We start from the raw sequence: 25841 nt of genomic DNA, 5'->3' as shown, positions 1-25841 counted from the left end.
GTAGAATTCATCCGTGGCAGGACGGATCAACGACGAGGACGTGAAGGCGGTACGGGACGCGGTCCCGATCGACGCCGTGGTCTCCGAGTACCTCCAGCTGCGCAACGCGGGCGGCGGCAACCTCAAGGGGCTGTGCCCGTTCCATGACGAGAAGTCGCCGTCCTTCCAGGTCAGCCCCGCCAAGGGGCTCTTCCACTGCTTCGGGTGCCAGGAGGGCGGCGACACCATCACCTTCGTGATGAAGGTGGACCACCTCTCCTTCTCGGAGGCGGTGGAGCGGCTCGCCGCCCAGGCCGGGATCACGCTGCGGTACGAGGAGGGCGGGTACAACCCGGCCTCCCAGCGCGGCGAACGCATCCGGCTGGTCGAGGCGCACAAGATCGCCGCGCAGTGGTACGCCGAGCAGCTGGCGGACAGCGCGGAGGCGGAGACCGGCCGGATCTTCCTCGCCGAGCGCGGCTTCGACCAGGGCGCGGCGGTGCACTTCGGTGTCGGCTACAGCCCCCAGGGCTGGGACCACCTCACCCGCTATCTGCGCGGCAAGGGCTTCAGCGACAAGGAACTGATCCTCTCCGGCCTCTCCCAGGAAGGCCGGCGCGGACCGATCGACCGCTTCCGGGGCCGGCTGATGTGGCCGATCCGGGACATCGGCGGCGAGGTCGTCGGCTTCGGCGCGCGCAAGCTGTACGAGTCCGACAACGGGCCCAAGTACCTCAACACCCCCGAGACCGCGATCTACAAGAAGTCGCAGGTCCTCTACGGCATCGACCTGGCCAAGAAGGAGATCGCGAAGTCCAGCCGGGCGGTCGTGGTCGAGGGCTACACCGACGTCATGGCCTGCCATCTGGCCGGGGTGCGGACGGCCATCGCGACCTGCGGTACGGCCTTCGGCGGCGAGCACATCAAGATCCTGCGCCGGTTGCTGATGGACAACGGCTCGGCCCGGGTGATCTTCACCTTCGACGGCGACGCGGCGGGCCAGAAGGCGGCGCTGCGGGCGTTCGAGGACGATCAGAAGTTCGCCGCCGAGACGTACATCGCGATCGCGCCGGACGGCATGGACCCGTGCGAGCTGCGGCTCGCCAAGGGCGACGAGGCGGTGGCCGATCTGGCCGAACCCCGCACCCCGCTCTTCGAGTTCGCGCTGCGGCAGGTCGTCAGCCGGTACGACCTGGACACCTCGGGGGGCCGCGCCGCCGCCCTGGACGAGGCCGCGCCGATCGTGGCCCGGATCAAGAACAGCGGCGCGCAGCACGAGGTCGCGGTCGAACTGGCCGGGCTGCTCGGCATCCTGGACACCCAGTTCGTGGTGCGCAGGGTGGCTCAGCTGGCCCGCTGGGCGCGCGACCGGGGCGGCCGGGGCCCGGCGCAGGACCGGCCGCGCGGCGGCGACCAGCAGTGGGCGCAGACCCCGCGCACCGCGAACTCAGGACCCGCCCTCACGCTGCGCAATCCGGTGTACGCCGCCGAACGCGAACTCCTCAAACTCGCCCTCCAGCGTCCCGAGTTGGTCTCGCCCGCCTTCGACGCGTACGGGGTGGACGAGTTCACCGCCCCGCCGTACGCCGCCGTACGGCAGACCATCGCGGAGGCGGGCGGCGCGGAGTTCGGGGTGTCCGACCCGCAGGAGTACCTGATCCGGGTCCGCGAGGCGGCGCCGGACGACGCCGCGCGCGCCATGGTCACCGAACTCGCCGTCGAACCGATCCTGCGCCGCACGGTCGACGAGACGTACGCCGGTACCGTCCTGGTCCAGATCCGCCGCCGCGCCGTCGAACGCCGCATCCGCGACATCGAGTTCCAGATGACCCGCCTCTCCTCCGGCGGCGACCCGGGCCAACTGGCCGCCGTCCAGAACGAGATGTGGATCCTCCAGCAGTACGACCAGTCCCTGCGGGAGCGGGGCGCGACGGCGCTGTGAGCGTCAGGCCTCGTCGCCGAGCAGCTTGCCGTGCTCCTGCAACGTCTTGGTGTGCGCTTCGAGTACATGCCGGTGCGGATCATCCTCCGCATATGCCATTCGCATAACCCGACGAGCTGAGTAACCAACGGGTGACGGATCGGACGCAAAAAGTCACCGCACACCCCTCGTGGCGGCGATGTGTCGTACTCCACACTGTTGGGGATGCCGAGTCCGGCGAACACTTCTGGAGGTCGCCCTCGTGCAGACCCAGACCCTCACCCCTACCGCCCAGAGCACCGGTGCCGGCATGGACGAGACGGACGCGGAGTCCGACGGCGTCGCGGCCGTGCCGCCGCAGGGGCGTGCCCCCCTGCACCCGGAGGCGGCCGCCGACGAGGCACCACCGGCGGCGCGGGCCGAGAGCGGCGGGCCGTCCGCCGATCTGTTCCGGCAGTACCTGCGCGAGATCGGCCGCATCCCGCTGCTCACCGCCGCCGAGGAGGTCGAGCTGGCCCGCCGGGTCGAGGCCGGGCTGTTCGCGGAGGAGAAGCTGAGCAACACCCCCGACCTGGACAGCCGGTTGGCGCACGAGCTGGACCAGCTGGTGGTCATGGGAAGGCTGGCCAAGAGAAGGCTGATCGAGGCCAATCTGCGGCTCGTCGTCTCCGTCGCCAAGCGGTACATCGGGCGCGGGCTCACCATGCTCGACCTCGTGCAGGAGGGCAACCTCGGGCTGATCCGCGCCGTGGAGAAGTTCGACTACGCGCGCGGCTACAAGTTCTCCACGTACGCCACCTGGTGGATCCGCCAGGCCATGTCCCGGGCCCTGGCCGACCAGGCCCGCACCATCCGCGTCCCGGTCCATGTCGTGGAGCTGATCAACCGGGTCGTACGGGTGCAGCGCCGGATGCTCCAGGAGCGCGGGTACGAGCCGACGCCCGAGGAGGTCGCCGCCCATCTCGACCTTCCGCCCGAGCGGGTCGGCGAGGTGCTGCGGCTCGCCCAGGAGCCCATCTCGCTGCACGCCCCCGTCGGCGAGGAGGACGATGTGGCGCTCGGCGACCTCATCGAGGACGGCGACGCCGCGAGCCCCATGGAGTCCGCCGCGTTCCTGCTGCTCAAACAGCACCTGGAGGCCGTCCTGTCCACGCTGGGCGAGCGCGAGCGCAAGGTCGTACAGCTGCGCTACGGCCTCCTCGACGGCCGCCCCCGCACCCTGGAGGAGATCGGCCGCCTCTTCGGCGTCACCCGCGAACGGATACGGCAGATCGAGTCCAAGACGCTGAACAAGCTCAGGGACCACGCGTACGCGGACCAGTTGCGGGGCTACCTCGACTGAGGCCGGAGAAGGAAAAAGGGGCCGCCCGGAGACACTCCGGAAGCGGCCCCCTTTCCCTCCCGCCTAGTCCACCTCGGCCACCGCCTGCGCGAACTGCGCCTTGTACAGCCGGGCATACGCCCCGTCCGCCGCCAACAGCTCGGCGTGCGCGCCCTGTTCGACGATGGAGCCGTTCTCCATGACGAGGATCGTGTCGGCGTCCCGGATGGTCGACAACCGGTGCGCGATCACGAACGACGTACGTCCGGCGGCGAGTTTGGCCATGGCCTTCTGGATCAGCACCTCGGTCCGCGTGTCCACGGAACTCGTCGCCTCGTCCAGCACCAGGATCACCGGGTCGGACAGGAACGCCCGCGCGATGGTGATGAGCTGCTTCTCACCGGCGCTCACCCCCGTGCCCTCGTCGTCGATCACGGTGTCGTAGCCCTCGGGCAGCGTCCGGACGAACCGGTCGGCGTGCGCGGCCCGCGCGGCCTCCTCGATCTCGCCCCGGGTGACCTCCCGCGAGGCGCCGTACGCGATGTTCTCCGCGATGGTGCCGCCGAACAGCCAGGTGTCCTGGAGCACCATGCCGATCCCGGACCGCAGCTCGTCCCGGGTCATCTTCCGTACGTCCACCCCGTCCAGGGTGATCCGGCCGCCCGAGACGTCGTAGAACCGCATGAGCAGATTGACCAGCGTGGTCTTGCCCGCGCCCGTGGGGCCGACGATGGCCACCGTATGGCCGGGCTCCACCGTGAGCGAGAGGTCCTCGATCAGCGGCTTCTCCGGGTCGTACCGGAAGGACACATGCTCGAGCCGCACCCGCCCGCGCAGCTCCGCGGGCCGCTCGCCCGGCACCGGGTCCGCCTCCTGCTCCTCCGCGTCCAGGAGTTCGAAGACCCGCTCCGCCGAGGCCACACCGGACTGCACCAGGTTCGCCATCGAGGCCACCTGCGTCAGCGGCATGGAGAACTGCCGCGAGTACTGGATGAACGCCTGCACATCACCGATGGACAGCGCGCCGGACGCGACCCGCAGGCCACCGACGACCGCCACCAGCACATAGTTCAGGTTCGACACGAACATCATCAGCGGCTGCATCACACCGCTGTTGAACTGCGCCTTGAACGCGGCCTCGTACAGCGCCTCGTTCTGCTCCGCGAACTGCTTCGCCGACTCCTCCTGCCGCCCGAACACCTTCACCAGCGTGTGCCCGGTGTACATCTCCTCCACATGGGCGTTGAGCTTGCCCGTGGAGCGCCACTGCTGCACGAAGTGCGGCTGCGAACGCTTGCCGACCCGGGTGGCGACGAAGAACGACAGCGGCACCGTGACCAGCGCGACCAGCGCGAGGATCCAGGACACCCAGAACATCATCGCCAGCACACCGACGATGGTCAGCACCGAGTTGATCAGCTGGCCCATCGACTGCTGGAGCGTCTGCCCGATGTTGTCGATGTCATTGGTCGCCCGCGAGAGCACCTCGCCGCGCTGGCGCTTGTCGAAGTACGACAGCGGCAGCCGGGACAGCTTCGTCTGCACGGACTCGCGCAGTCGGTACATCGTGCGGTTCACCGACCGGTTGACCAGCCGCGTCGCCACGGCCATCAGCAGACCGGCGACCGTGAAGGTGATGAGCGCGAGCAGCAGGACGTCACCGACCCCGCCGAAGTCGATGCCCTTGCCCGGGGTGAAGTCGGTGCTCTGGAGCATGTCCGCGACGGCGCCCTTGCCGTGCGCCCGCATCTGCTCAAGCACCTGCGCCTTGGTGGCCCCGGCGGGCAGCTGCCGGCCGATGATGCCGGAGAAGACCAGGTCGGTGGCGCGGCCGAGGATCTTCGGGCCGATCACGCTGAGGGCCACGCTGACCACCACGCAGACCAGCAGGCCGTACACGGTGAGCCGTTCGGGCTTGAACTGGGCGAGCAGCCGTTTGCCCGACCCCTTGAAGTCCATCGACCGCTGGTCGGGGCCGCCCCCGGCCATCATGCGTCCCATGGGCCCGGACATCAGGCGGCCTCCGCTTCCGTCAGCTGGGAGAGCACGATCTCCCGGTAGGTGTCGTTGCCCGCCATCAGCTCCTGGTGCCGGCCGGAGCCGACCACCCGGCCCTCGTCGAGGACGATGATCCGGTCGGCGTCCCGGATGGTCGCCACCCGCTGGGCGACGATGACGACGGTCGCCTCGGCGGTCTCCCGCGACAGCGCGGCGCGCAGGGCCGCGTCGGTGGCGTAGTCGAGCGCGGAGAAGGAGTCGTCGAACAGATAGATCTCCGGGCGCTGCACGAGCGTGCGGGCGATCGCGAGCCGCTGGCGCTGACCGCCCGACACATTGGTGCCGCCCTGGGCGATCGGCGCGTCCAGCCCGGCCTCCAGCTCGGTCACGAACTCCTTGGCCTGCGCCACCTCCAGCGCGTGCCACAGCTCCTCGTCGGTGGCGTCCGGATTGCCGTAACGCAGATTGGTGGCGACGGTGCCCGCGAAGAGGTACGGCTTCTGCGGCACGAGTCCGACCGTCCGTGCCAGCAGCGCCGGGTCGACCTCGCGGACGTCCACGCCGTTCACCAGGACCTCGCCCTCGGTGGCGTCGAACAGCCGCGGGACCAGCCCGAGCAGCGTCGATTTGCCGCTGCCGGTGGACCCGATCACGGCCGTGGTCTCGCCGGGCCGTGCCTCCAGGGCGACGGCGCGCAGCACCGGCTCCTCGGCGCCCGGATAGCGGAAGCCGGCCTCACGGATCTCCAGATGCCCGTGCCGGCGCAGCTCGGTGACCGGCGCGAGCGGCGGCAGCACGCTGGAACCGGTGTCCATGACCTCCTGGACCCGCTCGGCGCACACCTCCGCGCGCGGCACCATCATGAACATGAAGGTGGCCATCATCACAGACATCACGATCTGCATCAGATAGGCGAGGAACGCCGTCAGATCGCCGATCTGCATCCCGCCGCTGTCGATGCGGTGCGCGCCGAACCACACCACCGCGATGGAGGACACGTTCACCACGGTCATCACCATCGGGAACATCAGCGACAGCAGCCGCCCGGTGGCCAGCTGCATCTCGGTCAGCTCGCCGTTGACCCGGCCGAAGCGGGCCTGCTCGTACTCGTCGCGGACGAAGGCGCGGATCACCCGGTTGCCGGTGATCTGCTCGCGCAGCACCTGGTTCACCTTGTCCAGGCGGGTCTGCATGGTGCGGAACAGCGGGCGCAGCCTGCGCACGATCAGCGTCACGCAGACGGCCAGCACCGGGACGACCGCGATCAGCACCCCGGACAGCGGCACGTCCAGGCCGAGCGCCAGCACGATGCCGCCGACGCACATGATGGGCGCCGAGACCATCAGCGTGAACGTCATCAGGACCAGCATCTGGATCTGCTGGACGTCGTTCGTGGTGCGCGTGATGAGCGAGGGCGCGCCGAAGTGACCCACCTCACGCGAGGAGAAGGACTGCACCCGGTCGAAGACGGCGGCACGCATGTCCCGGCCGAGCGCGGAGGCGGTGCGGGCACCCAGGTAGACGGCGCCGATGTTGCACACGACCTGCACCAGTGAGATGCCGATCATCAGGGCGCCGAAGGACAGGATGTAGCCCGTGTCCCCCTTCACCACGCCGTTGTCGATGATGTGGGCGTTCAGGGTGGGCAGGTACAGGGTGGCGCAGGTCTGCAGGAACTGGAGCAGGACCTGCACGGTTATGGGTTTCTTGTAGGGCCTGAGATAGGTCCGTAGAAGTCGTATGAGCACGCTACGTCTCTCGGAGTGGGCGGCAGGGGCCGGTCGGTGTGCCCTTGGCCCCTATCGTCGGACACTCCACCCGCGTTACCTCAACTGATTAACCCAACAGCGGATTTTTGTACGGCCTTCCGGGTGCCGTCAGTGGAACGCGCCCGGGTGGGTCTGCTCCCGCACCGCCGTGAACTGCTGCCGTACCGCCTGCCCCGCGGCCAGCTCCTCGCCCGGCTCCAGGACCTGTGCCGCGGCCCCCTGCCAGGCCGGGGGAGTGCGCGGGTCCAGCGTGCCCCCCGAGACCCCCAGCGCCCAGGCCGCCTGCCGGGCCGCGCCGATCGCCGTGTAGTCCGCGGGCTGCGGTACGACGACCTGCGCGCCGAACAGCGAGGGCGCCGCGGCCTGCACGGCGGGCAGCTCGGCGGCCGGGCCCAGCAGGAAGATCCGCCGCACCTCCACGCCCCGCCCGCGCAGCACGTCCAGCGCGTCGGCGAGCCCGCACAGCATGCCCTCGAACGCGGCCCGCGCCAGGTGCTCCGGCTTCATCGACTCGCGCCGCAGCCCGGTCAGGGTGCCCGCGGCGTGCGGCAGATTCGGGGTGCGCTCGCCCTCCAGGTAGGGGAGCAGGACGAGGCCGTGCGCGCCGGGAGTCGACTTCATCGCCAGCTCGGACAGGCCCTCCAGATCGGGCAGCCCGAGGAGTTCGGCGGTGCCGCGCAGGGTGCGTACGGCGTTCAGGGTGGTGACGACCGGCAGATGCATGCCGGTGGCGTCGGCGAGCGAGGTGATCATCCCGGACTGGTCGGCCAGCGGCTCGGGGTGCACCGCCATCACCGAGCCGGAGGCGCCGAGGGACACCACCGCGTCCCCGAGCCCGATCCCGAGCCCGAACGCGGCGGCCATGGTCTCCCCGGTGCCGGCCGAGATCAGCAGCCCCTCCGGGGTGGTACCGGCCGCCTCGGAGGGGCCGATCACCTCCGGCAGCATCGCCTGGTGGCCCAGCGCCAGCTCGACCAGATCGGGGCGGTAGACACCGGTGGTCGCCGACCAGTAGCCGGTGCCGGAGGCCCCGCCGCGGTCGGTGGTGCGGCGGGCCGGGCGGCCCAGCAACTGCCAGACCAGCCAGTCGTGGGCCTGGAGCAGGGCGGCGGTGCGCCGGGCGTTCTCGGGCTCGTTCTTGGCGAGCCAGCGCAGCTTGGTGACCGGCTGCGCCGCCCCCGGCACACAGCCGACGGCGTGCGCCCAGGCCTCCCGGGAGCCCAGGGCGTCCACGAGGTCGGCGGCGGCGACCTGCGCGCGCCGGTCCCCGCCGACGAGGGCCGGGCGCACCGTGTTGCCGTGGGCGTCCAGGGGGATCAGCGCGTGCTGCTGGGCGGAGACGCCGATGGCCTGGACGCCCTCCAGCAGGCCACCGCCCGCGGCCTCGCCGAGGGAGAGCAGCCAGGCCTGGGGATCGATGTCGCTCGGGCGGCCGCCCTCGGGGGGATCGACCGGATGCGGGGCGTACCCCTGCCTGAGTACGGCACCGGTGTCTGTGTCGCAGACCACGATGCGGGTGAAATCAGGTGAGCTGTCCAAACCGGCGACTATCCCCATGCGGAGAATCTTGCCGCATGCGCGAGGGGCTAGGTGTTGCTGGTGCCCCAGTCGTCGCCCGCCGAGCCGCCCGCGGTGCGGTCCCGCAGGGAGCGGACCCGCTGGGCCACGGAGGAGGGCACATGGTCGCCCACCTTGTCCGTGACCGTGTGCATGGCCTTGCCCGCGTAGGTGCGGCCCTGTTGGGCGGCGGTCTCGGCGGTGTTGCGGACGGCCGGGTTCTGGGCGAACTGACGAGCGGACTTCTTCAGCTGCTCGTAGCGCTCGCGTCCGGCCCGTGTGCCGAGTACGTAACCGAGGGCCAGTCCGGCGATGAACGTGAGCCGGTAGCGCATGGCTGTCACCCTTCCCGTGTGGAGGTGTCTGGTGCGGCGCAGGATCCGGAGGGTACCGATTGGCGGAGCACCCCCCTGCTTGCGCTAATGTATGTGTCGCAGCGAGCAACCGCCCCCCGGCGAATACCCCGGGAGGCACGTTCGATGCAATCGAAGCGATCCTCCGTAGCTCAATTGGCAGAGCAGCCGGCTGTTAACCGGCAGGTTACTGGTTCGAGTCCAGTCGGGGGAGCTTCGGTCCTCCGTAGCTCAATTGGCAGAGCAGCCGGCTGTTAACCGGCAGGTTACTGGTTCGAGTCCAGTCGGGGGAGCACGCTGAACGAGGGCCCCTCAGGGGTCCTTTTTCATGTCCGCGGGAACCGCTGAGCCTGCACGGATGTCCTCAACGTCGTGGGCAGAGCGGAAGCCGACCATCCGAAGCAGGAGATCGTATGAGCGGCTATGCTGCGGCAGACGGCGCGCACACTTGTACGCGACACGCCGCTATGGGGCGGTAGCTCAGCCGGTTAGAGCAGCGGACTCATAATCCGTCGGCCGTGGGTTCGAGTCCCACCCGCCCCACCACCGCACGTCACCGCAGGACCGTTTCTATCCGCGGAAGCGTGGGAACGGGGGCCGCCACTCGACCGTGGCGGCCCCCGTTCAGTCGTTCGGAGCAAGATCCCGCGAGCCGGGCGCGCTCCCCTCCGATCGGCCCGCGCGGACGATGATCTTCCGGATGTCGCGGTCCCGGAGCCGGGACCGGACTCCACCGCGTTCGTGCCCTCGCGCACATCGGCAGTGCTCAACTCCCGGCGAGTGACACGGGGGTTGGCGCGGCCCGGCGTGGCACCCCGCCGTTCGCGATCAAATCTTTCTGATGGTGTTATCAGATTTCGATCACGAGCGTTCAGGAGTGGAGTGGTAATCACTCGATCAGGGAGTGGTGTTGTTCGATTTCCAAGGTGAATGATTCAACTCGCCCGCTCTGAGAATTCCCGCACGGGATTTCCTGGACGTACAACCAGGGAGTTTCCCTATAAGTATGACAATCAGGAGAGCGGGCATGGGAATCGGACAACGGAGGTAGGCGATCATGAGCCAGTACGTCAATGGAATGCGGTCGGACGTGATTCAGGCGGCAGGGCACTGGCAGAAGGCCAGCGTCAGTCAGGGTGCCGGTGCCTGCGTCGAGCTGAGGAAGCTGAACGACGGCCAGGTGGCCGTGCGGAACAGTCGTTTCCCGGACGGGCCGGCCCTGATCTTCACCGTGCCGGAGGTCGAGGCGCTCCTGTCCGGGGTCAAGGGCGGTGAATTCGACCACATGGCGAATTGAGACGTAGATTAAACGCCCTTCTCCAGCGGCGTGGCGTGACCGCGGCGCCCCCTTTGTGTGATGCTTGACCCGACCATTCGGGTGATTCGAGTTTTGCCCAGGGGGGCCTTGTGGCCATGGAAGATCGTGTAGTTCAGTTCGGGCGCCCGGCGGCCGACCCTCCGGGCTCCTGGGGTGTGCCCGCTCTGCTGCTGGGCGCGGAGATGAAGATCGAACGCGGCAGCCTGACGCAACGCCAGGTATTGCAGAAGGCCAGGGTCAAGGTATCCGCATCGGTCTACAGCCGGATCGAGAACGGCGAGACGCGGATCGACAAACCCGCTGTGGTCGAGGTCCTGCTGGACGCTCTCGGGGTTCGCCCCGGACCGCGACGGCAGGACCTTCTCCGACTCGCCCACGACGCCTCCTCGGAGGGCTGGGCCAGCACTGTCCGCTCCCGCGCCGGTGCCGCGTACCGCGAGGCCGTGTCGGACTCGATGCTCCGCCTCACGAGCCTGGAGGAATGGGCGGAGCGGCAGATGGTCATCGACACCAACGTGATCTCGGGAGTGCTCCAGACCGCGAGGTACCGCGAGGTGGTCACGGCCAAGACGCTGCTGGCCGGCCAGCGGAGGCTGGCCGATCGGATCATCGATGTCCGACGCCGGCGTGCCGAGCAGTTCGTGGTCAGCAGGCCGAGGTCCACCTTCTTCATTCGCTGCGGCGCCCTTTACGCCGACTTCGGCCAGACCGAGATGATGGTCGAGCAGTTGAAGCTCTTGCTGCGCTATGTGGACGACAAGGAGTCTCCGGTCGCCATCCGTGTCATCGAGGCGGTGAATCCGCTCGCGATCCAGGTCACGGCCTTGATTCGGCTCAGCTTCGCGAAGGGTTCGTTCGCCGCGCCGGATGTCATCTATACCGAGGCCGGTGCGCGTGCCGAGTTTCACCGGGGTCCGCTCGCCGGTGAAGAAGCCGACTCCGACTATCTCGACTACCAGGACCTCAGTGACACGGTCATCAAACAGGCCCCCGGACCGGCGAAGAGCCGCCAGCTGATCGCCGATGCGCTCGATTGGCACCTCGACCGTCTCTGATTTCGTTCAAGCGTATACCGGTACCGATGCCCCTCCCCGGAAACGGACAGGAGGGGCATCCGTCTTCGCGGATTCAGTCGACCGTGGCCAAACCGCCGTACTCGATCCATTCCTGGGTCTCCTGGCGGCGGACCAGGTCGGTGTCCGGCCGCCAGTCGGTGACGTCGCGCAAGCCGAATTCTTCCTCGATACGCAGGCGGGGCACGGTGAAGAAGTCGTTCACCTCGGCCCTCGTCCGTACGCGACCCCAGCGGTCGCCCGTCTGTTCCCGCATCAATTCCGTCACCTCGTCGCGGATTCGGGCGTCCTCGCTGACGAGCTGGCAGATCACCACGACGCTGCCGGGGGCGAGGAGACTTACCGTGTCCTCGATCATCCTGCGTGGATTACCCAGGTTGTCGTCGGGGACGCAGTGCAGCACGGAGACGAACAGGGCTGCTACCGGTTGGCTGAAATCGATGATCTGTGCGGCGTCGGCCGCGATCTTCTTGGTCTTCCGCATGTCCGAGGGCAGGATGAGGACGTTCTGGTTCTCCTCCAGGAATGCGCGGCCGTAGCCGAGGACCATCGGGTCGTTGTCGACGTAGACCACTCGGCAGCTCGGGTCGACGCCCTGCGCGACCTGGTGCACGTTGCTCTGGGTGGGGAGGCCGGACCCGTGGTCGATGAACTGCCTGATGCCGTAGTGACTGGCGATGTGCCTCACCACGCGCACGAGGAAGGCCCTGTTGTTGACCGCCAGCTCCCGGGTGCTGGGCGCGGTCGTCAGCAGTTGGTCACAGGCGCTCCTGTCGGACGGGTAGTTATAGTGTCCGCCCAGGAGATAGTCGTACATCCGCGCCGCACTAGGCGTGTGCATGTCAACTTGATCTTGTGAATCGGCTGTTCCGTCGTTCACGTCGTCCCCTACGTTCGCCGAAAGCTCCTACCAGCACGCAATTGTGATGGTCGGGGATGCGCTGGGTTGCAGGATTCTCGGTTGAAACTACCCTCACGGGTGAACCTGTAACACGGCATGCCGAAACCGTGGCGCACCTGCGCCGGGGGCGCGTGGGTGCGCCACGCTGAAGGTGGCGTTCGAGGGGTGGGGGTGTCAGGCGGCTCCTTGCCGGCCGTGGCCGCGACCGGCCAGCAGCCTGCGGGCGGCCTGGAACTGCATGTGCAGCTCGGGTTCCCCCATGCCCATGAGGGCCGCCGCGGATTTGGTGTCCATGCCGAGCCCCTCGCGCAGGAGCACGGCGTCGGCGGGCTGGCCGGGGAGCGTGCGGTGCAGGACGTCGGCTTGGGGGTCGTGCGTATGGGTTCGGGCCGTCGTGACCGAGTCGCGGAGCGCTCGCCAGGTGAGGGCGAGCGGGTTCTCGCGGAGCATCAGCGTGTTCCAGCTCAGTTCGGCCCTGCGCAGGACCTCCGCCACGACCGAGGCGGCGAGCTTGCTGTCGGCCAGGCGGGCGCTGGCGTACATCTCGTAGTCACGGCGGTGGAGTTGGACGAACGCCGTGTAGCCGACGGGGGCCGTCGAGGGCCTGGGTGAACTGGGCATCGTGCCTCCCGGTCATTTCCCCGGTGCGGTGGCCCGGCGCCGAGCGCCTGGGCGAGGAGGGAATCGGTCCGCCCGCAGGGGGCGGATCCGGAGCGCGTGCACGGCTCAGCGGAGTGCGAACTGCGCCTGCGGGAGCCCGAGTTGCGTCAGAACGGGGGTGGCGCGCGGGTGGCGAAATCCCGTGAAGGTGCTGCCGCCCCTGCTAGCGTGGGAATCCACCTGGGGGAGGCCTGCCTGCTTCAGGGAGGGTCGGTCATGCATGGATGCGCCTCATCTTCCGTGATCGACCCGCTCGCCCCGCCCGATGTCCTACCACCGGGTGGGGCAACTCCGTTATGGAGAAGAGCCGTTGACGAGCACCGTACAACGTCCTGGGTCCCGCATAGGGCCATCGAACGCCTGCGCAATCCCCCGGTTAATAGTGGTCCGATACGGTCAATTTTGCACCGGCGTTTGCGCAGGGGCCCATCACCGGTGATCGGTGAGCGGCTATGGGTCGAGGCGACCGCGTTGCGGTGAGCGGTTGAGCACTCGGCGCGGCCCGGGACGAAAGCGTGGCGTCCCAAGGGGCTTGAAGTATCCCTCTCGTGGGCACGGACCTCCTACCGAAGTCGGCAGGAGGAGGCGTCATGGACCGTCGGATCCGGGTACGTGTCAGCCGGCGGCCCGTCGCGCCGCGGGAGCAGGAGATCGATCGCAGGACGCCGTCGGGGCGCGTGCTGCCGTACTGAAGTCGCCCGCGCCTCAGGGGGCGTGATGTGCCGCCGCCGTGCGCAGCGCCCGGCGCAGGGGCTCCGGCGGGGGCGGGCCGTCGGGGGTCGCGCTCGCGGTGACGGCCGCGGCGATGCGGTGGAGTTTGATGTTGGAGTGCTGGGATGCCTCGCGCAGGATCTCCCAGGCCTGGTCCGGGGTGCAGCCGTGGGCGGCCATCAGGACGCCGCGGGCCTGGTCGATCACCGGACGGGAGTCCAGCGCCTGCCGCAGCTGCGCTATCTCCAGGCGCAGCATGTCCAGTTGCTCGGCGCGTTCCCGCGCGACCGCGGACGAGGTGCGGACCGGGTGGTCGGCGGATCCGGCGGCCCCGTCGGTGCGCAGGGGGTCCGTCGCGTCCAGGCCCACCAGTTCAAGGACGCGGCGCGGCTGGCCCCGCCACCCGTGCGTGGTGACCCGTACGTCGTGCTGCCCGACGTACTCGCTCAGCAGATCCAGGCAGGTCAGGCCCGTCGTGTCCAGGAAGGACACCCCGGCCAGGTCCAGTTCGATCGCGGTGATGCCCGGCGGCAGCGCGGCCAGGGCGTCGCCCAGGGTGTCCGTGCCGCCGTGGACCAGTTCGCCACGGGCCGTCAGAAGAGCGCGCCGGCCCTTTCGCCGGGCGTCGATCACCAGGGCGTTCAGTCGCATGGTGTGGGCTGCGAGTCCCGCTGAGGTCATGTCTCCCCTCCCGCTCGGTCCTTGGGCACCATGCGGTCGCCTGCCCTGAGTACGGGTGCCTACACCCCCCGTGGTCGAAAGGATGGCCGAATCGCGCGCGGGGAAAGGTGCCGCATGGTTCGTGCGGCCGAGGGAAGGTGCGGGCGTGGTGCACGCTGCCGGGAAGCGAGGTGTCTCATGAGCGGCGAGCCCTTCGCGCATCCCGCGCTCTTCTACGGCGACCCGCGCGCCTACCTCGACGGCACCGTCCCCTTCGTCCGCGCCGCGCTGGCCGCGGGGGAGCCGGTCGCCGTCGCCGTGCCCGGGGAGAAGCTGGCGCTGATCCGGGACGCGCTGGGCGCCGAGCGGGACAGGGTGCGGTTTCTCGACATGCGGGAGGCCGGGCGCAACCCCGGCCGGATCATCCCCGGTGTGCTGTGCGCCTTCGCCGACGCCCAGCCGCCCGGACGGCGCACCCGGATCATCGGCGAGCCGGTCTGGGCGAGCCGGGGCCCGGCCGAGTACCCCGCCTGCGTCCAGCACGAGGCGCTGATCAACGCCGCGTTCCGGGGGCGGGAGGTCACCATCCTGTGCCCGTACGACACCGCCGCGCTGGACCCGCGGGCGCTGGCCGACGCCCGGACCACCCATCCCGTCGTCATCGAGGGCGCCGAGGAGCGGGTCTGCGCGGCCTACGACCCGGAGGGTGCCGTTGCCCGCCACAACCGCCCGCTGCCGCCCGCCCCCGCCGCCGGTCCCGGTGTGCTCCATGTCGCGTTCGACGCCGAACGGCTTTCCGTCGTACGGCACTTGGCCGCGGACCACGGCGCGGGGCTCGGGCTCGCCGGTGAGGCGCTGGAGAACCTCACGCTGATCACCGCCGAGCTGACCACCAACAGCGTGGTGCACGGCGGCGGCCGCGGCACGCTGACCGTGTGGGGGCGGGGCGGCCAGGTGCGGTGCGAGGTGCGCGACCGGGGCCGGCTGACCGACCCCCTGGCCGGACGCCGCCCCGCCGCCCCGGGCCGGCCCGGCGGCCGGGGCCTGCTCCTGGTCAACCTGCTGGCCGACCTGGTGCGCACGCACACGAGCCCGGCCGGTACGACGATCCGCTGCCACCTCAGCGCATGAGCCCGATCCCCGTCAGGACCACCGCCCCCGCCACCAGCCGCAGCCGTCCGAACGGCTCCCGGAACAGCAGCGTCGCGATGATCGCGGCGACCAGGATGCCCGTCTCCCGCAGCGCCGCGACCGCCGCGACCTCACCGTGCGCCTGGGCCCAGACGACCAGGCCGTACGCCGTCATGGACAGCACCCCGCCCAGCAGCCCGGTGCCGAGGACCGGGCGTACCTGCGCGAGCAGCTTCCCGCGGCGCCCGGCCAGCGCGATCAGCGGCATGAGCGGGCCCTGGAGCAGGAAGAGCCAGGCGGTGTAGGCGAGGGCGTCGGGTGAGTGCCGTACGCCCAGGCTGTCGACCAGGGTGTACGACGCGATGATCGTGCCCGAGCCGAGCGCGGCGCCGAGGGCCGGCAGCTGGGCGCGGCGGATGCGACCGGAGGCGAGGGCCAGGGTGGCGAGGCCCCCGGAGACCAGCAGTACGCCCGCCGCCTGGAGCGTGGTGAGCGCGCCGCCGAGCAGGGTCACCGAGGCGACGGCCACGAGCAGCGGGGCGACGCCCCGGGCCAGCGGGTACATCTGCCCGAAGTCGCCCAGCTGGTAGGCGCGCAGCAGGAACAGCTGCGAGGTGACCTGGAGCGCGGCCGAGGCCGCGAGGAACGGCCAGGCGCCCGCGGGGGGCAGCGGGGTGAAAAGGACCAGGACGGCCGCGCAGCCGGTGCACGCGACGCTGATCAGCGTGAATCCGATGAGCTTGTCCGGTATCCGGTGGGCGATCGAGTTCCAGACGGCGTGCAGCACCGCGGCCGTCAGGACGGCGGTGAGCACGGGGGCGGACATGGTTCCTGGCATGGCGAAGCGACTCCTGGCGGGGAGGTGCGAGCGGGAGGGGAGAGGGCCGGGGGGAGAGGTCGGGGGAGCGGGAGGGGTCGGGGATGCGGTTGTGGAATTGCATTCCACGGTACGCTATGTCCATGGAACAGCATTCCGCCAGTGGTCCCAGTGGTCCCAGTGGTCCCAGTGGTCCCAGTGGTCCCAGTGGTCCCAGTGGCTCTCCTGGCTCCCTCTCCGCCCGGATCCGGGCCCGCCTGCCCGAGCTGCGTGAGACCGAGGCCCGGGTGGCGCGGGTGGTGCTCGATCAGGGCGCCGCGCTGGTCCACCTCAGCGTCAGCGACGTGGCCGCGCTGGCCGGCACCGCGGCCTCGACCGTCGTACGCACCTGTCAGCGGCTCGGCTTCCGGGGGTTCCAGGAGCTGAAGCTGGAGGCCGCCCGGCAGGCGCCCGAGCCGCCCCCGCCGCCGGTGGACGAGCCCGCCGCGCACGCGCTCGCCGCCACCCTGCACGCCTCCCGCGACGCCCTGGACGGCGTCGCCGCGACCCTCGACCCCGGCGCGCTCACCGCCGCGGCCGAGGCCCTGCACGCGGCGTCGCGTGTCGTCGTCGTGGGCGCGGGGCTCTCCGGCGCGGTCGCCCTCGACGTGGCCTACCGGCTGCGCGCCCTCGGCTGCCAGGTCGACGCCCCGCCCGACCCCCTCACCGCGCAGCTCGCGGCCGCCCAGCTCCCGCCGGACGGCGTCTGCTTCGCGATCAGCCACACCGGGGCCACCCGCACCACGGTCGACACCGCCCGGCGCGCCCGGGAGGCCGGGGCCACCGTCGTCACGCTCACCAGCTACGCCCGTTCACCGCTGAGCGAGACCAGTGGTCAGGTGCTCGTCGCCGGTGGCCAGGACCTCGTGTTCGGCCTGGAGACCTCCGCCAGCCGGATCGCCCACCTCGCCGCGGTGGACGCCCTGACCCACCTCCTGATGGGCCTGCGCCCCGAGGTCGCGCGCCGCCATCTCGATCTGTCGGCGGACATCACGGCCGACCACGCCTACTGAACGGCATTGACGGGCAAGGAAGTTCAGGCGGCCAGCGGATCCAGGATCAGCGGTTCGATCCGGCCCTCCAGCATCTCGCCGAGCCCCCGGGCCGCGCACACGTCCGGGCGCTCGGCGATGAGCACCGGCATCCCGGTGGCCTCGCGCACCATCTGGTCGAAGCCGGGCAGCAGCGCCGAACCGCCGACCATGATGATCCCGCGGTCGGCGAGATCGGCCACCAGGTCCGGGGGACACTCGCGCAGCACCTTGCCGATGCCGTCCAGGACGGCCGTCAGCGGGGTCTGGATCGCCTCCCGCACGGCCGAGGTGTCCACCCGTACGGTGCGCGGCAGCCCGGTGGCCACGTCCCGGCCGTTGATCTCGGTCTGGGGCGGGCCCTGCGGGGTGAGCCCGTTGCCGGACAGGGCCAGTTGCAGCGGCCGTACCGACTGGCTCGGCAGCAGCAGTTCATGGGCGTGCCGCAGATACTGCACGATCGCCTGGTCCACGGCCTCCCCGCCCACCGGGATCCGCTCGGCCGTGACGATCGAGCCCAGCGACAGCACCGCGACCTGCGTGGCCGCCGCCCCGCACACCATGATCATGGTGGCCTCGGGCCGCTCCACCGGCAGCCCGCAGCCCACCGCCGCCGCGATCAGCGTGTCCACCAGCTCCACCCGGCGCGCACCGAGCCCGAGCAGCGTCTCGACCGTCGCCCGCTGGGCCAGCGGATCGGCGTCGTGCGGGGTGCACGCGGCGGCGCGCAGCCGGGCCTTGCGGCGCAGCGCCCGGCGCAATTTGTCGCCCATCAGGTGCCGCAGCATCCGCTGGGCCATGTCGATGTCGACCACCGTGCCGCCGGAGATCGGCCGTACGACCCTGATGTAGTCGGGGGTGCGGCCGGTCATCTGCTCCGCGAAGTCGCCCACCGCGATCAGCGAGCCGGAGCGGACGTTCACGGCCGCGACCGAGGGCTGGTCCACGACGAGCCCCGCGCCCTTCACATACACCCGGGTGCGGGCCGCGCCCAGGTCGACGGCGAAGTGACAGCGGCGCAACTGCTCCAGGCTGACGGACACGGCAGCTCCTTCCGGGGGCGGGATTCGGCTCTTCCTGCTCTCCGTATCCTGCGCGCCGCGCGGCCGGGGCCGCCTTTTCTGGGGGGCCGGGCGGGGCGCCGCCGAACGGGGGTAATCAGCACGGTCCGCGGAGTGTCGCCGGGTCAAATGGCCTGGCGGGCCTCCGGGTCAGGCGGCGCGGCGCGGTCCCGGGTCAGCCGGTCCGCACCGCCTCCAGCAGCGGCTCCAGCGAGGAGAGCACCGCCTTCGCGCCGCCCTCGCGCAGCAGCCGGCGCCCGGCGGCCGTGCCGGAGAACCCGACGAAGGGCAGCCCGAGGCGCTGGGCCGCGGTCAGCTCGGCGACCGTGGAACCGAGCAGCACCCCGCGCCCGGCCGGTGCGCCGAGGTGCTCAAGGGCCCGCAGCAGGCAGTGCGGATCCGGCGTCAGCAGCCTGAGGTCCTCGCGCCGTCCGTGCACCCCCGCGAGCGGCAGCCGGTACGGCTCCACGCCCCGCTGCACCGCCCGGGAACTCACGTCCGACACCACGCTCACCCGCCGCCCGGACTTGTGCAGCGCCCGCACCAGCGCGAGCGAACGGTGCGTCATGGGCGCGTCCGGTACGGCCGCCAGCTCCAGTTCCTCAAGGCGGTCCCGCAGCCGCGGCCCGAGCCGGTCGTGGGAGAAGGCGCGCAGCAGGTCCAGCGGGTGCGGGAACGCCTCCCGGCCCGCCGCCCCGGTGACCGGCGGTCGCCCCGCCAACGCGTCCACGGGATGGCGGTGTTCGGCCACGACGGCCAGCAGATCGAGGACGGCCGCGCGCGCGCCGTGCGCCGTGAACAGCCGGGCGAGCGGGCCGTCGTAGCCGATCAGGACGCAGTCGGCCGCGGTGAGCACGGTCGCCGGAGCCGGGTCGCGGCGGCCCCGGGCCCGGGCGCGCCGCCCTGCCCCAGCCGCACGGTGTACGACACGGTGAGCCCCGGCACGGGCCACTCGCGCACCCCCTCCTCGACCGCGCGTTTGGCGGCGGTCGCCCGGCGCGCCGGGTGCCGGGAGGTGATGCGGGCGGCTGCGTCGCGCAGATGCGCCGACAGCAGCGCGGAGACCTCGGCCGCGCCGGACCGTACGAGGGCCACCGGATCGGTGACCTGCCAGGTCAGCTCCGCGACAGCGGGGAACCCGGCCTTCCCGGCACTGGGCAGGGACAGCTCGTGCCGCGCCCGCTGCACGGTGAGGTCGACCAGGTAGTACGTCTCGGCGCGCGGGGCCCGGCCGCCGTAGGGCCGGATCGGGTCGAGCACGGTGAGCGGTCCGTCGGGACGGGTGTGCACGACGGCCGTACGGCCCGGGGCGGGCAGGCCCAGCTCGCGCAGGTCCCGGGTGAGGAACGGGCCCTGGACCAGCTGGCGTTCGGGGCGCGTGACGGTGAGCGGGCAGTACCAGGCCACGGGCGGCGCGTCCGGGACGGCGGCCGGGTAGACCGGTTCGAAGGGCGGGGCGTCCCTGGCGGCGGAGCTGGCGGCGAACTCCTCGTACAGCGCGGGCGGCACGGTGACGTCGACGCCGGTGGCGGCCCCCGGCGGCCGGCCGTACGACGCCCTGAACGCCACCCGCAGCCGGATCGGCTCGGGCGACCCGGCCAGTTTGACGGGGAGTTCCCGCAGTACGGCCACGAGGACGGGCAGCAGATAGGCGTCGGAAGCGGTGCGCACCCGGTAGCCGTCCGGGCGGGCCTCCACCCGGAACCGGCCGGGGGGCAGCGAGCGCGAGAAGACCTCGTGGACGGCGGCTTCGAGGGTGATGCGGGTCTCCGGGCGGCCGGTGAGGTCGCCGGTGACGAAGAGGACGTCCGGGCGGCCCACCAGGGTGTCCAGGAGGTCCGCGAGCACCGTCCTGGCCTCGGCGCGGTCGCCCCGGACGACCGGCGCGGTGTCCAGGCAGGTCAGGACCGGCCCGTCCGGGGAGAGGACCACGGAACGGGTGGTCAGCTCGCCGCGCGGCCCCTCCTGCGCGTGCAGGGCGAAGACCGCGTCGCCGACCTTCCGCACCAGGGCTTCCGCCTCGTCCAGGGGCGTCATCTCCCGCGCCCCGGCCAGATGCTGGAACAGCGTGGGGCCCTCGATGAACTCCCGCACCAGATAAGCGGTTTCGCCATCGACCCCATGGGCGAGTAGCCGCGCGATCCCCGGCCCGGTCACCGCCATGAGGTCCCGGCAGAGCGGCTCGAAGGGCGCCGAGAGCTCACCCGGCGCGTACCGGCACACCACGACCGGCGCGCCCCCGTCCCGGGTGTCCTCGGCGACCCAGCCCCGGTCCCCCGCCTCGGACTTCCGCACCAGCCGGTACCGCCCCGCGAACAGCCCCTCCGCACCGGCCGGCGCCAGCCTGCGCACGCTCTCCGCGCTGAGCATGGCGACCGGCTCCTGCTCCACGGGTGTGGGCAGACCCCGTTCGGCCGGCACCACCGCCCGGAACCCACCCGGCGCCCGCCCCACCAGCTCGTCGATGAACTCACCCATGCGGTCCAGGAGTTCGACCGTGCGGTTGCGCTCGGTGCGGGGCAGGCCGAGGAGCAGGAGTTCCCGCACGCCCTCCCGGAACGCGTACGACCCGGCCGGTGCCCCCGGCAGCGCGGTGAGCATGCCGCTGAGCACGACCTCGGCCAGGTGCCGGGGCCGGGGATCCGGTTCCACCGCGGCCTGCACCAGCCGCATCACCGGCAGATCGGGCCGTCCCACCGCGAGATGCCCGGCCAGCCGGAACGCCTCCGGGGACGCCGTAGCCCGGAACCGCAGCACCAACTCCTCGGCGGACAACCGGCCGACGTCCGTACGGTCCTCCGCGTCGATGGGCAGCGGACGCGTCAACCGGGCCGCGGCGGCCGGGAACCGGGTGCCGCCGGGCGTGCTGATCAGCCCGGCCCAGTTCGCCAGCCAGCGCGGCTCGGGCTCCAGCACCGGGAGGACCACCGCGCCCGGCCCCTCGTCGAACTCCGGTGCCTCGTACGGCGTGAAGGCGAGCGCGGCCGAGGGCGCCGCGGGGTGCGGGGCCGAGAGGCGGCCGGGGGAGGCGGGCAACGCCGTTTCCCGCCACAGGTGTTCGGGCAGCGGCTGGACGACGGCCAGCGGCATCCGGCGCGCCCAGCGGTGCAGGGTGGCGTACCACAGGGTGCCCGCGGGGCCCTGTCGCCACTGCGGGCCCATGCAGTCGCTGATCAGCAGGGTGACGGTGCGGCCGTCGGCGGGGAGCTGCCCGTCGGGGCCGCGCACCGTGCCGTCTGCGTCGGCGCGGTACAGGGTGACCGTGCGGAAGGCGCCCGACTGGGCCAGCGCGGTGTGCAGTTCATGGATCAGGGGCCGCCAGACCGGCATCGTGGGACCGGCGTCGTACACCAGGTTGAGGCTCAGCCAGCGTTCCCGGGCGGGCCGCAGCACCGGGAGCCAGCGGTCGGGGTCGGCGCCGAGGCGGGCGATGCGGTCGGCGGTCGCCCGCTCGTCCAGCTCCCGGCCCACGGGCGCGTCGACCCGGCGGCGCAGCGGGCGCAGCGCGCGCTGGAGGGCGAGCGGATGGCGCAGCATCGGGGGCGCGGGGGCCGTCAGGGTGGTGTGGGGCGCGCGGTCCGGGGACGGGGTGGGGGAGGGGAGGTGCAGCGGGACCCGGGAGGGGGCGTCGACGGTCTCCCTCGTGGGCGGCCGGGGGTCATGGGCGGGGCCGGGCGGCGGATCCGGCTCCGCGGCCCCGCCGTCAGCCGAGCCCCCGGTGTCCTCGGTGTCCTCAAAGTCCCCGCCTTTCCTGTCCGGACCCCCGGTGTCCCCGGTGCCCGCCGCGCTCCCGGCGTCCATGTGCCCGGCCAGCCACAGCAGTTCGGCCAGTTCACGCGGTGTCGGGGGCGCGCCCTGGGCCGCCTCGGCCAGTACGGCGGCGAGGCGGGCCAGGGGGTCCGGGGAGTCCGGGGTGTCAGAAGACATCGGTCCCCGCGCTCTGTCCCAGGTGGGGCATCAACTGCTCGGCCAGCCGGTCCAGGGACCCGGTGTCCAGATCGCTGGTGCGGGCCAGGTAGATCGCGTTGAGGAGCTGGTCGGTGGCCAGGTCGCCGGCGCTGGTGCGGTCCAGGAAGCGGCCGATCAACTCCTGCGCGTAGGAGTCCGGTTCGCCCAGGTGGGCGCGGACGATGTCGGCAAGGTGCCCGTCGTCCGGCCGGCGCAGCCGCAGCGTGACGCAGCGGCGCAGGAAGGCGGGCGGGAACTCGCGCTCGCCGTTGCTGGTGAGGACGACGAACGGGAAGGCGCGGCAGCGGACCTGGCCGCGCACCACCGGGACCGCCTCGCCGGTGCCGTCGGCCGGGACCCGGGCGGTGCCGTCCGGGGTGAGCCGGGCCGCGCGCACCAGCTCCGGGATCTGGTACTGGCCCTCCTCCAGCACGTTCAGCAGATCGTTGGGCAGGTCCAGGTCGCTCTTGTCGATCTCGTCGATGAGCAGCGCGCGGGGGCGGGCGTAGGGCAGCAGGGCGGTGCCGAGCGGGCCGAGCCGCAGATGGTGCTCGATGCCCGTCTCGTCCGGCGTCTTCGGCCCGGCCTCCTGATGCGCGGCCTGCTGCCGGGCCGCGTACAGCCGGGACAGGGGGTCGTAGCTGTAGAGCCCGTCATGGAGCGTGCTGCGGCTGGTGATGTTCCAGCGCAGCACCGGGCCGAGCCGCAGCTCCCGCGCGACAGCGTAGACCAGGGAGGACTTGCCGGTGCCGGGCGGGCCGGTGACCAGCAGCGGGCGGCGCAGATACAGGGCCGCGTTGACCAGTTGCACCGTGTCCTCGGTGGCCCGGTACGTCTCGGCGCGGTGCACCCGGTCGGGGGAGACGGCCGAGCGGTCGGCGGTCGCGTCCGGCGGATCCAGTAGGGGGCCGCCGTCGAAGGCGCGCCAGGGCGGCGGCGGGGGCAGCCGCTCGATGCCGTCGTGCGGCGCGTTCGTACCGGTGTAGACGGGCCACAGGGGCATGGCTTCTTCTTCTCCGTGGTGGGGTGCGGGCGGTCAGTCGACGGGGGAGCGCAGGCTGGCGGCGGGCTCGGGGAAGCAGCGGGGGTCGTCCCAGAGCAGCTGGAGGTCCCGGGCCCAGTGCCGGTCGGGTTCGTCGGCGGCGTCCGCGGTCACCCGTAACGACAGGATGTGGCGCGGGAGTTCGGCGGGCGGCACCTCGGCGACGGCGGCGGCGAGCTGGTCCAGGAACGCGCTCCCGGGGCAGGGCGCCCCGGCCCCGGCGCGGGGCCGGGCGGCGGTCGCGGTACCCGGTCGCGGTACCGGCGGCGGCCGTGTCCCGGGGGCCGCTCCGGGCCCGGCGCGGATCCTCGTCGTACCCGCCCCGGCCGTGCCCCGCCGTCCCCGCGCAGCGCGGCTCGCCGTGTTCCCCGGCGGGGCAGCCCGTACGGGACCACAGCAGGACCGGGACCGGGACGGTGAGGCCGATCTCGAAGTACTCCCGGGCGGCCGTCGGCGGGGCCGCGAACCCGGCGAGCCCCGCGTCGCCGTCCCACAGCCGCTTGCGCAGGCTCGGCGGCCGCTCCTGGCTGCCGCACTCCACGCGGTGCACCGGTGCCGGGCGCCCGGCGTCCAGCTTCTGCCACTTCTTGCGCAGCTGGTGCCGCAGCCGGTTGCTGCGGTGCCGGGCGCGGTCGGTCACCACGAGGGGGTAGGCGCAGCCGAGCGGTGTGCTGTCGTCCGCGCCGCACTCCCAGTGCGCCACCGCCTCGTTGAGCCACTCGCGGGGCAGCACGAAGGTCACCAGTTCCTCGGCGTCCGGGTCGAGATGGGCGACGGCCTCGTCGATGCGGTGCTGGACGTAGGACCGTACGCCCGAGCGCGGCAGCCGACGGGTGCCCACCGGGCGGCGCTGGCCGTCGCGGTACGCCGACACCTCCACGGTCACCTGGTCGGGACCGGCGCCGCTGTGGTCGATCTCCACGACGACCGGCGCCCAGGGCGGGGACATCCGCGCCACCGGCGTGACCACCGGCGTGACCTGCACGATCTTCGCGGCCTTCGTGCTCTTCGCGAGCGGCGGGGTGGGCGCGAGTGCCGGTCCCGCGCCCACCAGTTCCCGCAGCCGCCCCGCGAGCCGGTCCACCGCCGCCGGGTCGGGCACCTCCCACTGCACATACGCGACGGCCGCCCCGAGCGTCGGGAACCCGCCCTCGGGCAGCGGCGGCCCGAAGGCGCCCACCGCGTCCACGTACAGCCGGTCGGGATCGCAGTCCAGGACGCCCGGGGCGCTCCGCAGTAGCTCGTACAACTCCCGCAGGACGTCGGCGCGATGGCCCGGGGTGGGCACCAGCTCGCCCAACTCCGGCCAGTGGCGGGCCAGTACGTCCAGCGGCAGCATCCGGCCCTTGCGCACGTCCGGCACCTGTGAGGCGGAGGTGACCATGCCGACCACCCGGCCGTCCGGCAGGGTCGCCGCCGCCCCGCTGAAACCGGCCACGATCGGCTGCCCGTGCCCCTGCCAGGCCACCAGCTCCAGCCACTCGCCCGCGATCAACTGCCCGGACACGGCCTGGTACTCGGCGAGCGTGCCCTCGTCGTAGCCCGCCGGGAAGCCGTAGGCGACCAGCCGGGGGCGCGGCTCGGTGTAGGCGGCCTCCGGTGGCGCGAAGCCGGCCGGTGTGAGGGGGACGTCCCGGTCGAGTTCGAGCACGGCCACGTCACCGGGGTCGGTGAGGCCGCCCGCCCAGCCGCCGTGCGCGACGACCGACGCGGACACCTCGCCCAGCTCCCTGGCGTGCGGGAACACCACGGTCACCGCGTCCAGGTCACCGGACCGCACGACATGGGCGCAGGTGAGCACCCGGCGGGCGGTGATCAGGAATCCCGCGCCCACCTCATGGCCGCAGTGGATCCGGGCATGCCAGGCGGCACTGTTCATGGGCGCTCGGCGGACTCCGGCCCGGCGGCGGCCTGACCCGGCACGGCGGGCAGCGCGTCACCCGCCGAACTCCCCGGTGTCCAGTGGAGCTTGACGACCAGCTGGCCCTCCGCGGAACCCTTGGCGATGATCGCGCCGGCCTCCGCGGACATCTTCACGCCGAACTCGATCTCCACCGCGTCGGGCCGCAGGGCGCCGTCCCGGAAGACCCGCAGCGCGGCCTCCGCCGCCGCCCGCACCCCGTCCAGCGCGCCCTCGAAGGTGCGGGCCGCCCGCACCACTTCGTCGCCGCGCGAGACCAGCCGGGTGCCGGGCCGGGGGGTGACACCGGCGCCCTCCACCACGACGAGCGCGCCGTCCTCGGTCGTGAACTCCACCAGCTGGTCCATGCCGCCGCTCGCTCCCCCTCGTAGAAGACCTGTCCCGTAGCAGATCCGTGAGCAACCCCCATGGTACGGACGGCGCTTCGCCCGGCCCACTCATTACGCCCCGGCGGGTCAATCGCTCCGGCGTGGCGAGAACCCGCCACGGTGACAACCCGCCATGCCCGGCCCCCTGTGCGCTCCCGGCGCGCGCACCACACTCTTCCCTGACCCGAAAGGCATGTACACGACAGTCGTGAACGGCCGTTCCGGGCGCGCGATCCGGACCCGAACGCGCACCTGAACGAGC

At 72.0% G+C, this 25841-nt stretch carries 19 protein-coding genes, 3 tRNA genes and 1 pseudogene; 9 read left to right on the top strand and 14 right to left on the bottom strand.

What is annotated here, in order from left to right:
- Positions 1-13 precede the first annotated feature (13 nt).
- Positions 14-1921: a DNA primase gene (dnaG, locus tag ACLF5H_RS04960; RefSeq protein ID WP_421674835.1), complete on the top strand. Its 1908-nt coding sequence runs from the start codon at positions 14-16 to the stop codon at positions 1919-1921.
- A gap of 178 nt (positions 1922-2099) precedes the next feature.
- Positions 2100-3242: an RNA polymerase sigma factor gene (locus tag ACLF5H_RS04955; RefSeq protein WP_421674834.1), complete on the top strand. Its 1143-nt coding sequence runs from the start codon at positions 2100-2102 to the stop codon at positions 3240-3242.
- 63 nt (positions 3243-3305) lie between these two features.
- Here the strand turns inward: ACLF5H_RS04955 and ACLF5H_RS04950 are convergent, their stop codons facing one another.
- From ACLF5H_RS04950 to ACLF5H_RS04935, 4 genes are all read right to left on the bottom strand, one after another.
- Positions 3306-5234 (bottom strand): ABC transporter ATP-binding protein, encoded by a 1929-nt coding sequence (locus ACLF5H_RS04950; RefSeq protein ID WP_421674833.1) that lies wholly within the window; start codon positions 5232-5234, stop codon positions 3306-3308.
- Positions 5234-6967 carry an ABC transporter ATP-binding protein gene (locus ACLF5H_RS04945; protein WP_421674832.1) on the bottom strand — a complete coding sequence of 578 codons (1734 nt, stop codon included), beginning with the start codon at positions 6965-6967 and terminating at the stop codon, positions 5234-5236. The genes ACLF5H_RS04950 and ACLF5H_RS04945 overlap by 1 nt, the downstream gene beginning before the upstream one ends.
- A 129-nt stretch (positions 6968-7096) precedes the next feature.
- Positions 7097-8545, bottom strand: a complete 1449-nt coding sequence (locus ACLF5H_RS04940; protein ID WP_421674831.1) for a xylulokinase — start codon at positions 8543-8545, stop codon at positions 7097-7099.
- Between the two features lie 29 nt (positions 8546-8574).
- Complete coding sequence (locus ACLF5H_RS04935; RefSeq protein ID WP_421674830.1) at positions 8575-8880, bottom strand: YtxH domain-containing protein; 306 nt, start codon at positions 8878-8880, stop codon at positions 8575-8577.
- 159 nt (positions 8881-9039) lie between these two features.
- Between ACLF5H_RS04935 and ACLF5H_RS04930 the strand changes: the two genes are divergently transcribed.
- The 5 genes from ACLF5H_RS04930 (at position 9040) to ACLF5H_RS04910 (ending at position 11271) form a co-directional block, all read left to right on the top strand.
- Positions 9040-9112, top strand: a tRNA-Asn gene (locus ACLF5H_RS04930).
- A gap of 6 nt (positions 9113-9118) precedes the next feature.
- A tRNA-Asn gene (locus ACLF5H_RS04925) sits at positions 9119-9191 on the top strand.
- A gap of 176 nt (positions 9192-9367) precedes the next feature.
- Positions 9368-9444, top strand: a tRNA-Ile gene (locus tag ACLF5H_RS04920).
- A gap of 511 nt (positions 9445-9955) precedes the next feature.
- The gene (locus ACLF5H_RS04915; RefSeq protein WP_421674829.1) at positions 9956-10195 is read left to right on the top strand and encodes a DUF397 domain-containing protein; all 240 of its coding nucleotides are present in this window, start codon (positions 9956-9958) and stop codon (positions 10193-10195) included.
- Positions 10196-10311: 116 nt separating this feature from the next.
- A complete protein-coding gene (locus tag ACLF5H_RS04910) occupies positions 10312-11271 on the top strand; it encodes a Scr1 family TA system antitoxin-like transcriptional regulator (protein ID WP_421674940.1) in 960 nt (319 codons plus the stop codon).
- 73 nt (positions 11272-11344) lie between these two features.
- On the opposite strand, the gene ACLF5H_RS04905 is transcribed toward ACLF5H_RS04910, so the two are convergent.
- The 3 genes from ACLF5H_RS04905 to ACLF5H_RS04895 form a co-directional block, all read right to left on the bottom strand.
- A complete protein-coding gene (locus ACLF5H_RS04905; protein WP_421674828.1) occupies positions 11345-12169 on the bottom strand; it encodes an SAM-dependent methyltransferase in 825 nt (274 codons plus the stop codon).
- A 195-nt stretch (positions 12170-12364) separates the two neighbouring features.
- Positions 12365-12811: a hypothetical protein gene (locus tag ACLF5H_RS04900; protein WP_421674827.1), complete on the bottom strand. Its 447-nt coding sequence runs from the start codon at positions 12809-12811 to the stop codon at positions 12365-12367.
- A 744-nt stretch (positions 12812-13555) separates the two neighbouring features.
- Positions 13556-14242, bottom strand: a complete 687-nt coding sequence (locus ACLF5H_RS04895) for an ANTAR domain-containing response regulator (RefSeq protein WP_421674826.1) — start codon at positions 14240-14242, stop codon at positions 13556-13558.
- Positions 14243-14419: 177 nt separating this feature from the next.
- Between ACLF5H_RS04895 and ACLF5H_RS04890 the strand changes: the two genes are divergently transcribed.
- Entirely contained in the window at positions 14420-15352 is a 933-nt protein-coding gene (locus tag ACLF5H_RS04890) for an anti-sigma factor RsbA family regulatory protein (RefSeq protein WP_421674825.1), read from the top strand.
- On the opposite strand, the gene ACLF5H_RS04885 is transcribed toward ACLF5H_RS04890, so the two are convergent.
- Positions 15342-16178 carry an EamA family transporter gene (locus ACLF5H_RS04885; RefSeq protein WP_421674939.1) on the bottom strand — a complete coding sequence of 279 codons (837 nt, stop codon included), beginning with the start codon at positions 16176-16178 and terminating at the stop codon, positions 15342-15344. The two genes, ACLF5H_RS04890 and ACLF5H_RS04885, sit on opposite strands and share 11 nt — an antisense overlap.
- Before the next feature lie 134 nt (positions 16179-16312).
- Between ACLF5H_RS04885 and ACLF5H_RS04880 the strand changes: the two genes are divergently transcribed.
- Positions 16313-17221, top strand: a complete 909-nt coding sequence (locus ACLF5H_RS04880; RefSeq protein ID WP_421674824.1) for a MurR/RpiR family transcriptional regulator — start codon at positions 16313-16315, stop codon at positions 17219-17221.
- Between the two features lie 23 nt (positions 17222-17244).
- Here the strand turns inward: ACLF5H_RS04880 and ACLF5H_RS04875 are convergent, their stop codons facing one another.
- From ACLF5H_RS04875 to ACLF5H_RS04850, 6 genes and pseudogenes are all read right to left on the bottom strand, one after another.
- Positions 17245-18282 (bottom strand): rod shape-determining protein, encoded by a 1038-nt coding sequence (locus ACLF5H_RS04875; RefSeq protein ID WP_421674823.1) that lies wholly within the window; start codon positions 18280-18282, stop codon positions 17245-17247.
- A 193-nt stretch (positions 18283-18475) separates the two neighbouring features.
- Entirely contained in the window at positions 18476-19156 is a 681-nt protein-coding gene (locus tag ACLF5H_RS04870; RefSeq protein ID WP_421674822.1) for an HAD family hydrolase, read from the bottom strand.
- Positions 19129-22227: an SAV_2336 N-terminal domain-related protein gene (locus tag ACLF5H_RS04865; protein ID WP_421674821.1), complete on the bottom strand. Its 3099-nt coding sequence runs from the start codon at positions 22225-22227 to the stop codon at positions 19129-19131. The genes ACLF5H_RS04870 and ACLF5H_RS04865 overlap by 28 nt, the downstream gene beginning before the upstream one ends.
- Positions 22217-23251, bottom strand: coding sequence for an AAA family ATPase (locus tag ACLF5H_RS04860; protein WP_421674820.1), 1035 nt, complete (start codon positions 23249-23251; stop codon positions 22217-22219). Before ACLF5H_RS04860 ends, ACLF5H_RS04865 begins: the two co-directional genes overlap by 11 nt.
- Before the next feature lie 33 nt (positions 23252-23284).
- Positions 23285-25169, bottom strand: a pseudogene (locus tag ACLF5H_RS04855) (trypsin-like peptidase domain-containing protein).
- The gene (locus tag ACLF5H_RS04850) at positions 25166-25558 is read right to left on the bottom strand and encodes a CU044_2847 family protein (protein WP_361667773.1); all 393 of its coding nucleotides are present in this window, start codon (positions 25556-25558) and stop codon (positions 25166-25168) included. Before ACLF5H_RS04850 ends, ACLF5H_RS04855 begins: the two are co-directional and overlap by 4 nt.
- Positions 25559-25841: the final 283 nt, after the last annotated feature.

This window comes from Streptomyces sp. LaBMicrA B280 (assembly GCF_049222185.1).
Classification (GTDB): Bacteria; Actinomycetota; Actinomycetes; order Streptomycetales; family Streptomycetaceae; genus Streptomyces; species Streptomyces murinus.
Note: the sequence above shows the minus strand (reverse complement) of the source record. Positions and strands in the feature narration are given on the sequence as shown.